The 12721-nt window shown below is 58.0% G+C and carries 13 protein-coding genes; 4 read left to right on the plus strand and 9 right to left on the minus strand.

Features of this window, described 5'->3' with window-relative positions:
- The first annotated feature begins 154 nt into the window (after positions 1-154).
- Together AC30D7_RS05655 and AC30D7_RS05660 are read left to right on the plus strand one after the other, a co-directional pair.
- A complete protein-coding gene (locus tag AC30D7_RS05655; RefSeq protein ID WP_490133384.1) occupies positions 155-1063 on the plus strand; it encodes a flagellar protein MotY in 909 nt (302 codons plus the stop codon).
- A gap of 129 nt (positions 1064-1192) precedes the next feature.
- Positions 1193-2410 (plus strand): argininosuccinate synthase, encoded by a 1218-nt coding sequence (locus AC30D7_RS05660; RefSeq protein ID WP_007938916.1) that lies wholly within the window; start codon positions 1193-1195, stop codon positions 2408-2410.
- A 174-nt stretch (positions 2411-2584) separates the two neighbouring features.
- On the opposite strand, the gene AC30D7_RS05665 is transcribed toward AC30D7_RS05660, so the two are convergent.
- Positions 2585-3166, minus strand: a complete 582-nt coding sequence (locus AC30D7_RS05665) for a hypothetical protein (RefSeq protein ID WP_490133385.1) — start codon at positions 3164-3166, stop codon at positions 2585-2587.
- A gap of 555 nt (positions 3167-3721) precedes the next feature.
- Between AC30D7_RS05665 and AC30D7_RS05670 the strand changes: the two genes are divergently transcribed.
- Complete coding sequence (locus AC30D7_RS05670) at positions 3722-4348, plus strand: response regulator (protein WP_490133386.1); 627 nt, start codon at positions 3722-3724, stop codon at positions 4346-4348.
- A gap of 91 nt (positions 4349-4439) precedes the next feature.
- Here AC30D7_RS05670 and AC30D7_RS05675 read toward each other — a convergent pair whose 3' ends face one another.
- The 8 genes from AC30D7_RS05675 to metG all read right to left on the minus strand — a co-directional run bounded on the left by AC30D7_RS05675 (position 4440) and on the right by metG (position 11340).
- Positions 4440-4619, minus strand: a complete 180-nt coding sequence (locus AC30D7_RS05675; RefSeq protein ID WP_007898493.1) for a PA3496 family putative envelope integrity protein — start codon at positions 4617-4619, stop codon at positions 4440-4442.
- Between the two features lie 108 nt (positions 4620-4727).
- Entirely contained in the window at positions 4728-5366 is a 639-nt protein-coding gene (nth, locus tag AC30D7_RS05680; RefSeq protein WP_018926600.1) for an endonuclease III, read from the minus strand.
- Positions 5363-5977 (minus strand): Rnf-Nqr domain containing protein, encoded by a 615-nt coding sequence (locus AC30D7_RS05685; protein WP_490133387.1) that lies wholly within the window; start codon positions 5975-5977, stop codon positions 5363-5365. Before AC30D7_RS05685 ends, nth begins: the two co-directional genes overlap by 4 nt.
- Positions 5970-6581 carry an RnfABCDGE type electron transport complex subunit G gene (locus tag AC30D7_RS05690; RefSeq protein WP_490133388.1) on the minus strand — a complete coding sequence of 204 codons (612 nt, stop codon included), beginning with the start codon at positions 6579-6581 and terminating at the stop codon, positions 5970-5972. The genes AC30D7_RS05685 and AC30D7_RS05690 overlap by 8 nt, the downstream gene beginning before the upstream one ends.
- Positions 6578-7570, minus strand: a complete 993-nt coding sequence (locus AC30D7_RS05695; RefSeq protein ID WP_490133389.1) for an RnfABCDGE type electron transport complex subunit D — start codon at positions 7568-7570, stop codon at positions 6578-6580. Before AC30D7_RS05695 ends, AC30D7_RS05690 begins: the two co-directional genes overlap by 4 nt.
- A complete protein-coding gene (gene rsxB, locus AC30D7_RS05700) occupies positions 7557-8561 on the minus strand; it encodes an electron transport complex subunit RsxB (protein ID WP_230174909.1) in 1005 nt (334 codons plus the stop codon). Before rsxB ends, AC30D7_RS05695 begins: the two co-directional genes overlap by 14 nt.
- On the minus strand, positions 8558-9127 hold the full coding sequence (locus tag AC30D7_RS05705) for an Rnf-Nqr domain containing protein (RefSeq protein ID WP_490133390.1): 570 nt from the start codon (positions 9125-9127) through the stop codon (positions 8558-8560). Before AC30D7_RS05705 ends, rsxB begins: the two co-directional genes overlap by 4 nt.
- 158 nt (positions 9128-9285) lie before the next feature.
- Positions 9286-11340, minus strand: coding sequence for a methionine--tRNA ligase (gene metG, locus AC30D7_RS05710; protein WP_028939451.1), 2055 nt, complete (start codon positions 11338-11340; stop codon positions 9286-9288).
- Between the two features lie 197 nt (positions 11341-11537).
- Here metG and apbC point away from each other — a divergent pair, with 197 nt between their 5' ends.
- The gene (gene apbC / locus AC30D7_RS05715; RefSeq protein WP_490133391.1) at positions 11538-12632 is read left to right on the plus strand and encodes an iron-sulfur cluster carrier protein ApbC; all 1095 of its coding nucleotides are present in this window, start codon (positions 11538-11540) and stop codon (positions 12630-12632) included.
- Positions 12633-12721: the final 89 nt, after the last annotated feature.

Below are 12721 nucleotides of genomic sequence, written 5' to 3' on the forward strand. Positions count from 1 at the left end.
GGATTCCAGGCGGGTCAAACTCAGGGGAATGCTACCGGAAAAGACTCTTGCAGGCACTCGCTATCAAGTTTTACGACAAGCATCCGATACCCAACAGGCAGGCCGTGAATATGTGTGTCGGTCTTTATTGTCGTAGAAGCCAGTGGAGCCTCCCGTGCGCCAGCGTTATTTAGCCTTGCTCAGCGTGTTTGCCAGCCTTCCCGCGATGGCGCTCACTTTCCAGACCCGTCTGGAGAGCATCGAGTGGACGGTCGAAGGTGACAAGTTCGAATGTCGCCTGACTCAACCGATCACTGATTTCGGTTCGGGTGAGTTTGTTCGGCGCGCCGGAGAGCAGGCGACATTTCGTCTGAAGGCCTACAACTCAATGATCGGAGGGGGTTCCGCCACTTTGCTGGCGGCGGCTGCGCCATGGCAACCAGGGCGTGGCGACATCAACCTGGGGTCGGTGAGAATGGGTAGTGGCAACGTGCTGTTCAACAGCTCGCAAGTGCAGGCCGGGCGTTTGATCAGCGGGTTGATGGATGGTCGCAGTCCGGTCGTTCGACACTCCTCGGGCGACGGTCGGGTGTCTGAAGTTCGTCTGTTGCCGGTCAAGTTCAGCAAGGCCTACAGTGACTATCAGGGGTGCGTGGCCAAGTTGTTGCCACAGAATTTCGAGCAAGTGAAGCAATCCGAGGTCGGCTTTCCGGGGGAGGGGATCGATCTCGATGCCAGGGCCAAGGCTCAGTTGCAGGTCATGCTGGAATTCATGAAAGCCGATCCGACGGTCAACCACATTGAACTCGATGGCCATTCCGACAACAGTGGCAACCGCCTGACCAACCGTGAACTGTCACGACGCCGGGCACTGGCGGTAATGGATTTCTTCAAGGCCAACGGTATTCAGGAATCGCAGATCACCCTGCGTTTTCATGGCGAGCGCTATCCCCTTGCACCGAACAACAGCGCCGCCAACCGGGCAAAAAACCGCCGTGTTGCCGTACGCCTCGAGCGCGTAGCGCCAACCGAGAAACCGGCGCCTCAAGCCACTGCCGCCGCGAGCAGCGCGACGACCTCCTGAACCTGCTGAATTCGTCGCCCACTCGACATAATCTGTCGCTTCGTCGTCATAAGCTGTCGCGCCTCTGTAAATTATCCTGCATGAGCGGTAGACTTGACAGCTTTCCGTAGAACCCCGTGGAGTGATGGCATGGCGGACGTAAACAAGGTCGTTCTGGCGTATTCCGGCGGCCTGGACACTTCGGTGATCCTCAAGTGGCTGCAGGATACATATAACTGTGAAGTAGTGACCTTCACTGCTGACCTGGGTCAGGGCGAAGAGGTCGAACCGGCCCGCGCCAAGGCACAGGCCATGGGTGTAAAAGAAATCTATATCGACGATCTGCGCGAAGAATTCGTGCGTGATTTCGTGTTCCCGATGTTCCGCGCCAACACCGTTTACGAAGGCGAGTACCTGCTGGGTACTTCCATCGCTCGTCCGTTGATCGCCAAACGCCTGATCGAAATCGCCAACGAAACCGGCGCTGACGCCATTTCCCACGGCGCGACCGGCAAGGGCAACGACCAGGTTCGTTTCGAACTGGGTGCGTACGCCTTGAAGCCAGGCGTAAAAGTGATCGCCCCATGGCGCGAATGGGACCTGCTGTCCCGTGAGAAGCTGATGGATTACGCCGAGAAGCACGCGATCCCGATCGAGCGTCACGGCAAGAAAAAATCCCCGTATTCGATGGATGCCAACCTGCTGCACATCTCCTATGAAGGCGGCGTGCTGGAAGACACCTGGACCGAGCACGAAGAAGACATGTGGCGCTGGACCGTCTCCCCGGAGAACGCTCCCGACAAACCGCAGTACCTGGAACTGACCTACCGCAACGGCGACATCGTTGCACTGGACGGCGTCGAAATGACCCCGGCTACCGTGCTGGCGACCTTGAACCGTATCGGTGGTGAACACGGTATCGGTCGTCTGGACATCGTGGAAAACCGCTATGTCGGCATGAAGTCCCGTGGCTGCTACGAGACGCCTGGCGGCACCATCATGCTGCGCGCTCACCGTGCGATCGAATCGATCACCCTGGACCGCGAAGTGGCTCACCTCAAAGACGAGCTGATGCCTAAATACGCCAGCCTGATCTACACCGGTTACTGGTGGAGCCCTGAGCGTCTGATGCTGCAACAGATGATCGATGCTTCCCAGGCCCACGTGAACGGCGTAGTGCGCCTGAAGCTGTACAAGGGCAATGTGATCGTCACTGGCCGCAAGTCCGACGAGTCGTTGTTCGACGCCAACATCGCGACCTTCGAGGAAGATGGCGGCGCCTACAACCAGGCCGATGCGGCGGGCTTCATCAAGCTCAACGCCTTGCGCATGCGTATCGCGGCGAACAAAGGCCGCAAGCTGTTCTGAGACCTTTGAGTTGGTAATTGGAGTTGTGGCCTTGTCGATAACAAGGCCACAACTCTGAAAAAGGGTTGCTGCATATTACGTTTCGCTTCCTGCTAATTTTTCTAACCGTCCCTTCTGCCGCCTGCCTTTGATCTCGCTTCAAGGGCTGCCTTGCTCTGTGCGACGGGTCAAAACCTAGCCCATAATCGTCACGCAATATGAGCTCAAATTGTAAGAAACACAAAACATTGCGTTGTTGCGTTTCTTTAGTTGTTTCCAGTGTTTGAGCGCGCTTTCCTTCAGCAATATCTCCGAATTGGCGCACGTGAGAAATACGATCACTTGTGCAGGATTATCCGGAGGGTGCTGGATACTCTCCATCAGGGCGCTGAACGCCATTTTTTTGGTTATCCAGCGTGCATCAATGATGTGCAGATCCCTTAGCGGTGCGGGCAGCTGCACATGATGTTGGGCCGAGCGTTCAGGCGATACTCTGGAAGTGCTGTTTCCCGAGTGATCGACGTTGTCCATGACTTTTATAAAGTGCTTGCCCTTCTCGAAATCGGAGGGAGCGTAAAGCGACCGATAATTGAAGTTGAGTGTGGCGAAGAAAAGAAAAAGCAAATAAAAGGGGAAACTGATCAGAAACCAGACGTAGAGTTCTCTCTCCTTGTTGTCAAGAAAGGGCAGCGATACAGCGGCTGATGCTTCGGACAGTGCTGCGAATATTGCAATGATTGTCATGGGGTTGGTGATTCTTTTTTTGAGTTTTATCATATTTTTTGCTCATGAGATATTGTCTTTTTCTCTGTTGATTTATAAAGTTTGTGTTGGTGGTAATAGCGAGGTATAGGTTTTTTGTCTTTGTTGTTTAAGTCCCTTTTTGCTGTGTGGTTGAGGTTGATATAGTAGCTGCATTGTTCTGGGCTTGGGTATGGCTGTTTATTGGTTTTAAAGTTGTGTGGGTTTATTTGGTTTTGAGGTGTTGCTGGGTGTGAGGTTTTTGAGTGGTTCGGACCGAGCCATGTAAGACTTTAGAAAGTAATCGTTACCTTTAAGGGTAGCTTAATAGTCTAGGTCTGTCGGACCAAGGATGTTGAACCCTGATTGGGGGGGGAATTGTTACAAAGAAGCTGTCGAAGCGTTTAGCAGCGTTGGGCCAATAAAATCTCTGGCTCATCGTGTGCAATGATTTCTTGTAGGAATAATCCGTGTTGTTTGTAGGTAATGTCTCTCGTTGCGAGTGGTCGAGGGGGACGGCATGCCATGGGTGAAACGACTAGGCTATGGTGCGGGCTCTAAAAATTCGAACAGCGAAAATTGGACTTGCCCATGAATAAAGTGCTGATCGTGGATGATCACCCCGTCATTCGTCTTGCGGTACGTATGCTAATGGAGCGTCATGGCTACGAAGTCATTGCAGAAACAGATAATGGCGTGGATGCATTACAAATTGCCCGTGAACTTATGCCGGACATTGTCATTCTGGATATCGGAATACCAAAGTTGGATGGGTTGGAAGTTATTGCGCGCCTGACATCGGCGGCGATGCCTCTTAAAGTGCTGATATTGACGTCCCAGGCTCCAGGGCATTTTTCCATGCGCTGTATGCAATCGGGGGCCGCCGGCTATGTCTGTAAACAACAGGATCTTACTGAGTTGCTCAGTGCAATAAAGGCCGTATTGTCAGGTTATAGCTATTTTCCTAATCAGGCGCTGCATACGGTGCGCTCCAGTCTTGGAAATGCCAGTGAAACCGATATGGTGGATCGACTGTCTGGGCGGGAAATGATGGTCCTGCAACAGTTGGCACGAGGAAAGACAAACAAGGAAATCGCCGATGGAATGTTCCTCAGCAATAAAACTGTCAGTACTTACAAGACTCGCCTGTTGCTGAAGCTCAATGCTCGCTCACTGGTCGATCTCATTGAGTTGGCTCAACGCAATGGCCTGGTATGAATACGCCAGCGTTTGACGAGGTGCGATGAGCGGACGTTTGCAGGGGATGGGCACTTAGTAAAAAGCCTCCGTTTCGGGAGGCTTTTAGGTGTCATAGGTCAAAATCGTAATCGGCCAATTGCTTTTGCAGTCGGCGCTCCTCCAGCAGATTGTCGATGGTGCGGCGTTTGCTCAGGTTGGTCTTTGCTACTTCCACCACCGGCTCTGCGTCATCGGCCTCAACGGGGGTGAAGTCGTCTTCTACGTCCAATTGCTCTTTGCCAGTGCTCATAAAGGTTAACTCCAGGCTAAGACTGCCTTTGGCGCTCCTTATATCGACAATTTCCCGGCGGGTAAAAAAGATTTTTTCAATCGGTTCATCAAGAAAACTAATAGAACCTCAATCGTCTGAGGTCTTTTGCTTGTATTCGCATAAGTCCTCGATCCGGCAGCTGCCACAACGCGGCTTGCGGGCCAGGCAAACGTAGCGTCCGTGAAGAATCAGCCAGTGATGGGCGTCGAGCAGATACTCCTTCGGCACGAATTTCATCAGTTTCTGCTCCACCTCGACCACATTTTTCCCCGGAGCAATACCAGTACGGTTGCTGACCCGGAAAATGTGGGTGTCCACGGCCATGGTCAGCTGACGAAAGGCGGTATTGAGCACCACATTGGCGGTCTTGCGGCCGACGCCGGGCAACGCTTCCAGCGCTTCGCGGGTCTGCGGTACTTCACCGCCATGGCGCTCTACCAGCAAGCGACAGGTTTCGATCACGTTTTTTGCTTTGCTGTTATACAGGCCGATGGTCTTGATGTACTCCGATAATCCTTCGACGCCCAAGGCATAAATCGCCGCTGGCGTATTGGCTACCGGGAACAGTTTGGCGGTGGCCTTGTTGACGCCGACATCGGTCGATTGCGCCGAGAGAATCACGGCGATCAGTAGTTCGAACGGCGAGGAATAGGCCAGCTCGGTCTTCGGTTCAGGATTGTCCTCGTGAAACCTGCGGAAAATTTCCAGACGTTTTGCGGCATTCATGGGCGATGCGTTTCCTCGAAGGAGGTCAATGTAGGGGTGGGGCGGGCCCAGGCCTGACTTGCTGCAATCAGCAGCCCCAGCAGAATAAACCCACCGGGGGCCAGCGTGGCCAAGCGCAAGCCACCGTCAGCGGTGAGCACCCAACCTTGCCAGTCCGGCTGCATAGCACCGGTCAGCCAGGGCAGATGGCTACCCACTGTCCCTTTGCCGATGAGTTCGCGCAGCAGGCCCAGGCCAATCATCAAGGCGCCGAACAAGCCACACAGGCGCAGGCGATCACGCCTTGTGCCTTGGAAAAAGCCGTTGTGCTCCAGCACGACGCATTGCAAGGCGATCAGTCCGGCATAAAAGCCGAGATGCTGGTGCCATTGAAGCGACCAGGCTTGTGTAGCGAGTTCCGCGCAACTGGTCAGCGTGGCAGCCAGCAGGAGGCAGGCCAGCAAATGGGTTGCCGGAATCAGTCGCGAGCGCAAGACGCCCATGCTCACGCCATAAGCGCTGAGCACCAGAGCGAATATCAACCACAGGCCCTGGGCTGTTACCAATGAATCCGTGGCACCGATCAGCGGCGCGAGCATCAATGAGTTCTGCAGGTTCGATGACTTATTCATGGGCACTGCTCCCGATCAGCGATTGTCGGTGTTCGTCGAAGTAGCGCAACGCATCATGGGTGGCATTGATCACCGCTCTTGAGGTGATGGTCGCGCCCGCGATCTGATCGAATTGCCCTTGGTCCTTTTTCAACGCCCAGCCATTGTCGCCTGGTTCGGCGAGAGACTTGCCGGTAAACACTTCAAGCCAGGCATTGGGCCAGTCGGCGAGCTTGCCACCCAGCCCCGGAGTTTCCGATTGTTTGAGAGTTTTGACCCCCAGCAACTTGCCATGGGGGTCGATGGCGATCAGCAAGTCGATGGAGCCGGCGTAGCCCAGCGTCTGGCTGCGTAGCAACACAGCGCTCGATTGGCCGTCCTTGGAGGCCAGGTAGCCACTCAGCAGCGTGCTGTTGGCCAGGCGAGTGTTTTCGACGCTGAGGGGGTGTTCCAGTGGCTGATTGTCGTAGCTGCCGGACGCTAGCAGATCCAGCAAATTGCGGCTGTCGATCAGGCGTTGTTCGGCGGCAATGCGTGCGGCGCTGGTGTGCTGCGCGATGTAAGTCGCGCCCATTCCCAGGCCGGCCAGCAATGCCAGGACCATAACGCTTGTCGCTCGGTTCATGGGCTGACCTGCGCTTGCCTGGAGGCAGCAAACCGCTCCAGCGCCGGTACACAAAGGTTCATCAGCAGGACGGCAAAGGCCACCCCGTCGGGATAGCCGCCCCACGTGCGGATCAGGTAAGTCAGCAGCCCCACTCCGGCGCCGAACAGCAACCGGGCCGTGGGGTTTTTTGCGCCGGATACCGGTTCCGTCACGATGAAGAAGGCACCCAGCATGCTCGCGCCGGTGAGCAGATGGAAGAGTGGCGAGCCATGGGAATCGGAGCCCGAACCGTTCCAGCACAACAGGCTGATGACGAACAGGCTGGCGAGCATGCCGACCGGCGCATGCCAGCTGAACACCCGTCGTTGCAGCAGAAACGCGCCGCCAGCCAGGAAGGCCAGGTTGACCCATTCCACGCCCCGGCCGCCGAAATGGCCGAATGCCGGGTTGCCGGTAAACAGTTCGTCCATGGTCAGGCTTTTGTTGATTCGCAGGCTGTCCAGCGCGGTGGCCTGGGCCCACGCGTCTGGCGTCTGGCCGAGGTTGAAGCCGAACACTTGTTGCAGGCCAGCGAGAAAGTCCATGCCATGGGACGACGGCCAATGGGTCATTTGCTGGGGAAATGTCACTAAAGCCAGGGCGAAACCGAGCATCGCCGGGTTGAACGGATTCCTGCCGACGCCGCCATACAGGTGCTTGCCGAAAAAAAGTCCGAATGCCGCAGCGCTGACCGTCAGCCACCACGGGCAATAAGGCGGCAAGGCCAGGGCCAACAGGGTCGCGCTGACCAGCGCACTGCCATCGCTCACTGTCGGTTTTACAGGTTGCTTGCGCAGCTGCAACACCGCTGCTTCAACGGCCAGCGCGGTAGCTGCCGTCAGAATCAGGTTGATCAACACGCCCCAACCGTACAGCCAGAACAACATCAGCATTCCCGGCAGGGTGGCCAGCAACACCAGCTTCATGGCCTGCTGAAGGCGTTCGTCCACCGATTCAAGGGGCGGCATAGGCATCCACCTGCCGCTCGGCTTCGCTGAGCGCATGTTGCAATGCTGCGATCTGTTCGGCCGACGCTTCGTTTGTTTGAGCCTTCTTGAGTTCGGCGCGGCGCATGGCCAACTGGATCTTCGCGCGTTTCAGCTCGGCATCGTTAGTCGGAACAGGCTGAGCAGCTACCACCGGTGCACTGTTTTCCAGCTGCGCCAGCGTCTGCTCGGCGGCTTCAAATTGCTGTTGCAGCACGATCAGTTGCGATTGCTGTTCGAAGGTCGGTGGATGCCCGAAGGCCTTGAGCGACTTGTTCAACTGCGCTCGACTCATGGCCAGATCGACCTTGGCCTTTTTCAGCGCCGCATCGGCATTGGCGGCCTTCTGCGCCCGCACGCGCTCGAGCGCAGCCTGAACCGGGTCGAGCGTCACTTCACTGTGCTGCACGGCGCGTTGGGCGCGGGCCTGACGTTCGGCGAGTTTCTGTTGCTCTTCGCGATGTAAGCGGGCATTGCGCTGTTCGAAGCGACGTCGCGCGCGGTTGCGCTTGGCGGCCCGGGCCTGTTGCTCCTCCAGGCTGAACGCCAGCCCACCGACAATCGGCAGCGTGGCCAGCGGTAGCGGATGCATCTCGATGCAATCCACCGGGCAGGGCGCCACGCAGAGGTCGCAACCGGTGCATTCGTCGACGATGACCGTGTGCATGAATTTCGCCGCGCCGACAATCGCGTCGACCGGGCAGGCCTGAATGCATTTGGTGCAGCCGATGCATTCGGCCTCGCGGATGTACGCGATTTGCGCAGGTGCCGAGCCGCGACTGACGTCCAGTTCCAGCACCGGCACTTTCAGCAGCTCGGCCAGGGCCGCGATGGTTTCGCTGCCGCCCGGAGGGCACTTGTTGATCGGCTCGCCGCTGGCGATGCCTTCGGCGTACGGTTTGCATCCGGGGTGGCCACACTTGCCGCATTGGGTCTGCGGCAAGAGGGCATCGATGCGTTGAATCAGACTCATGTTTTGATCAACCCGCTGAATCCGAGAAAAACCACCGCGATCAATCCGGCGCTGATCAATTCGATCGGCAGGCCGCGAAAGGGCAGGGGGACATCGTTATCGAGTGTGCGTTGACGCAAGTCGCTGAACAGGTTCAGCACCAGCCAGAAACCCAGCCCGGCACCGAGGCTCAGGGCTATGGCGTGGAAAAGTCCCTTGTCGTCCTGGGCGTTGAGCAACGTCAGCCCAAGCACGCCGGCATTGCCCAGCAGCAGGGGCCAGAGCCCCTCGAATGAAAGCTTGGCAAATAACCGTGGAAGCAGCTTCAGCAGCGGGGCGATCAACAGAACGCTCAGCGGCAGGAATACAAACAGTCGCAGCGACGTCAGCCCCAGCGGCACCAGCAGCCAGTGGTAGAACGCATGGCCGAGCGTGCCGACGATCAGCATCAGGCACGTCGTCGCGATGCCCAATGCATGCACCTGTCGCCGCTCGCTGCCCAGCACCGGATCGACGCCCAGCGGCCAGTGCAACACGAGGTTGTTGATCAGGGCAGCGCTGATAAGCGTAAGAAGCAGTTCGGTCATGATCGTGCCGGTAAGAATAGGGCTTTCTTAAGGGGCTCTCTAGAAAGGGCTCTCTAAAAAGAGATTAGGCATTATCCGGCAAGGAAGGAGGGTGGGCCAGATATGAAAATCCCACAGTCGCGCCGGGCACGACTGTGGGATCGGTTTAGCGCAGGACCTTACTTGATGCGCTGACCTGGCTTGGCGCCGCTGTCGGGGCTCAGCAGGTAGATTTCTTCGCCACCAGGGCCGGCCGCCATCACCATGCCTTCGGAGATCCCGAATTTCATTTTGCGCGGCTTGAGGTTGGCAATCATCATGGTCAGGCGACCTTCAAGCTTGGCCGGGTCCGGGTAGGCGCTCTTGATTCCGGAGAGCACGTTGCGTTGCTCGTCACCGATGTCCAGGGTCAGGCGCAGCAGCTTGTCGGCACCCTCGACGGCTTCGGCCTTGAGGATCAAGGCGACGCGCAGGTCGACCGCGGCAAAGGTATCGAACTCGATCTCCGGCGACAGCGGATCCTTGGCCAGTTCGCCGTTGCCTTGAGGCGCTGCAGCTTCGCCGGTGTCGGTCTGGCTGGCGGTCAGGTCTTCTTTCGAGGCGTCGGTCATGGCTTGCACTTTTACCGGGTCAATGCGGGTCATCAACGGTTTGAACTCGTTCAGCTGATGGTTGCTGAGCAAGGTGGCGTGGTCGTTCCAGGTCAGCGGTGCGACGTTCAGGAACGCCTCGGCATCGGCGGCCAGCAGTGGCAGCACCGGCTTGAGGAAAATCACCAGTTGGCGGAACAGGTTGATGCCCAGGGCGCAGATGGCCTGGACTTCATCCTGCTTGCCTTCCTGTTTGTTCAGCGACCACGGTGCCTTGTCGGCGATCCAGGCGTTGGCACGGTCGGCCAGACCCATGATTTCACGCATGGCCCGGGCGAAGTCACGCGCCTCGTAGGCTTCGGCGATGCTCGGCGCTGCGGCCAGGAACGCTTCGGTCAGTTCCGGTGCGGCGTTGCCGGCCACCAGCACGCCAGCGTTGCCCTTGTTGATGAAACCGGCGCAACGGCTGGCGATGTTGACGACTTTGCCGACCAGGTCCGAGTTGACCTTCTGCACGAAGTCTTCGAGGTTCAGGTCCAGGTCATCGACGCCACGGCTCAGCTTGGCCGCATAGTAGTAGCGCAGGTATTCCGGCGACAGGTGATCCAGGTAGGTCCGGGCCTTGATGAAGGTGCCGCGAGACTTGGACATCTTTTGACCGTTGACGGTCAGGTAGCCGTGCACGTTGATGCCGGTCGGTTTACGGAAACCGGCGCCTTCGAGCATCGCTGGCCAGAACAGGGCGTGGAAGTTGACGATGTCCTTGCCGATGAAGTGGTACAGCTCGGCGGTGGAGTCCTTGCCCCAGAACGCGTCGAAATCAAGTGCAGGCGTACGGTTGCACAGGTTCTTGAAGCTGGCCATGTAGCCGATCGGCGCGTCCAGCCACACGTAGAAGTACTTGCCTGGCTCATCAGGAATTTCGAAGCCGAAGTACGGCGCATCGCGGGAGATGTCCCACTGCTGCAGGCCCGCGTCCAGCCATTCGGCGATCTTGTTGGCCACGGCATCTTGCAAGGTGCCGCTGCGGGTCCAGGCTTGCAGCATTTCCTGGAAGTCCGGCAGCTTGAAGAAGAAGTGCTGGGAATCCTTGAGCACCGGCGTGGCGCCGGAGATTGCCGACTTCGGATCTTTGAGGTCGGTCGGCGCGTAGGTTGCACCGCATTTTTCGCAGTTGTCGCCGTACTGGTCTTCGGTGCCGCATTTCGGGCAGGTGCCCTTGATGAAGCGGTCGGCCAGGAACATTTTCTTTTCCGGGTCGAAGTACTGCGTGATCGAGCGCGTGGCAATGTGCCCTGCGTCGCGCAGCTTCAGGTAGATCTGGCTCGACAGCTCACGGTTTTCTTCGGCGTGAGTGGAGTGGAAGTTATCGAAGTCCACCAGGAACTCGGCAAAGTCGGCGCTGTGTTCAGCCTGGACGTTGGCGATCAGTTGTTCCGGGGTGATGCCTTCCTTTTCAGCGCGCAGCATGATGGCCGAACCGTGGGCGTCGTCGGCGCAGACATAAATGCATTGGTTACCGCGATGCTTCTGGAAGCGCACCCACATATCGGTCTGGATGTATTCCAGCATATGGCCGAGGTGGATCGAACCATTGGCATAGGGCAGGGCGCTGGTGACGAGGATCTTGCGTGGCTCGGACATGGGGCTCGGCTACTTGATGAAACGGAGGTCGGCCACTATAAAGCGCCGGCGCATATTTTTCACCCCCACAGCCCGCCTCCACGGACCTTTGTAGCCGCCGGCCATAAGATATTTGTCATATTCTGAAAGCATCCCGTCCCGGCGACAGAACGGGTAGGATACCCGCCTGATTTTCAGTCTTGCTATCGGAGTTGCCCATGAGCGCCGTCAATCGTGCAGCGGTGGAAGCCGTCCTTCGCCAATACACCGACCCTTATCTGAACCAGGATCCGGTCAGCGCCGGGTGCGTGCGCAGCATCGATATTCAGGGCGATCGCGTCAGCGTCCAGCTGGAGCTGGGTTATGCCGCCGGTCTGTTCAAGAGTGGCTGGGCGCAATTGCTGCAACTGGCCATCGAAGGCCTGGATGGCGTGGTCACTGCCCGCGTCGAGATCACCAGCGTGATCGCCGCGCACAAGGCCCAGGCGCAGATTCCGGGGCTGGCCAACGTCAAGAACGTGGTGGCCGTGGCGTCCGGCAAGGGTGGTGTGGGCAAGTCCACCACGGCCGCCAACCTGGCGCTGGCGCTGGCTCGTGAAGGCGCCAAAGTGGGGATTCTCGACGCGGACATCTACGGTCCGAGCCAGGGCATCATGTTCGGCATCCCGGAAGGCACCCGTCCGCAGGTCAAGGATCAGAAATGGTTCGTGCCGATCAAGTCCCATGGCGTCGAAGTGATGTCCATGGCCTTCCTGACCGACGACAACACGCCGATGGTCTGGCGCGGGCCGATGGTGTCCGGCGCCTTGTTGCAACTGGTCACGCAAACGGCCTGGGGCGACCTGGATTACCTGGTCATCGACATGCCGCCAGGCACCGGCGACATCCAGTTGACCCTGGCGCAAAAAGTCCCGGTGGCCGGTGCGGTGATCGTGACCACCCCGCAGGATCTGGCATTGCTGGATGCGCGCAAGGGCGTGGAAATGTTCCGCAAGGTCAACATCCCGGTGCTGGGTGTGGTCGAAAACATGGCCGTGCACATCTGCTCCAACTGCGGGCATGCCGAGCATTTGTTCGGTGAGGGCGGCGGTGTGAAGCTGGCCAGCCAGTACGGCGTCGAGTTGTTGGCGTCGTTGCCGTTGTCGATGCTGATCCGCGAACAGGCCGATGGCGGCAAGCCAACGGTGATCGCCGAGCCTGACAGCCAGATTGCGATGGTTTACCAGGAACTGGCCCGTCATGTCGGCGCGCGGATCGTGTTGCAGGAAGCCGCGACGCCGGCGATGCCGAACATCACCGTCAGCGACGATTAAATCACTGAAAAGAGATCGCAGCCTCGCTTCGCTCGACAGTTCCTACAGGTGTAAGCCAATCCATGTAGGAGCTGTCGAGCGAAGCGAGG

This window comes from Pseudomonas sp. DF5 (genome assembly GCF_058148225.1).

Coding starts and splice junctions, on each gene's coding strand:
- AC30D7_RS05660 (WP_007938916.1), top strand. CDS start 1,193: ATGGCGGACGTAAACAAGGTCGTTCTGGCGTATTCCGGCGGCCTGGAC.
- AC30D7_RS05665 (WP_490133385.1), bottom strand. CDS start 3,166: ATGATAAAACTCAAAAAAAGAATCACCAACCCCATGACAATCATTGCA.
- AC30D7_RS05670 (WP_490133386.1), top strand. CDS start 3,722: ATGAATAAAGTGCTGATCGTGGATGATCACCCCGTCATTCGTCTTGCG.
- AC30D7_RS05675 (WP_007898493.1), bottom strand. CDS start 4,619: ATGAGCACTGGCAAAGAGCAATTGGACGTAGAAGACGACTTCACCCCC.
- nth (WP_018926600.1), bottom strand. CDS start 5,366: ATGAATGCCGCAAAACGTCTGGAAATTTTCCGCAGGTTTCACGAGGAC.
- AC30D7_RS05685 (WP_490133387.1), bottom strand. CDS start 5,977: ATGAATAAGTCATCGAACCTGCAGAACTCATTGATGCTCGCGCCGCTG.
- AC30D7_RS05690 (WP_490133388.1), bottom strand. CDS start 6,581: ATGAACCGAGCGACAAGCGTTATGGTCCTGGCATTGCTGGCCGGCCTG.
- AC30D7_RS05695 (WP_490133389.1), bottom strand. CDS start 7,570: ATGCCGCCCCTTGAATCGGTGGACGAACGCCTTCAGCAGGCCATGAAG.
- rsxB (WP_230174909.1), bottom strand. CDS start 8,561: ATGAGTCTGATTCAACGCATCGATGCCCTCTTGCCGCAGACCCAATGC.
- AC30D7_RS05705 (WP_490133390.1), bottom strand. CDS start 9,127: ATGACCGAACTGCTTCTTACGCTTATCAGCGCTGCCCTGATCAACAAC.
- metG (WP_028939451.1), bottom strand. CDS start 11,340: ATGTCCGAGCCACGCAAGATCCTCGTCACCAGCGCCCTGCCCTATGCC.
- apbC (WP_490133391.1), top strand. CDS start 11,538: ATGAGCGCCGTCAATCGTGCAGCGGTGGAAGCCGTCCTTCGCCAATAC.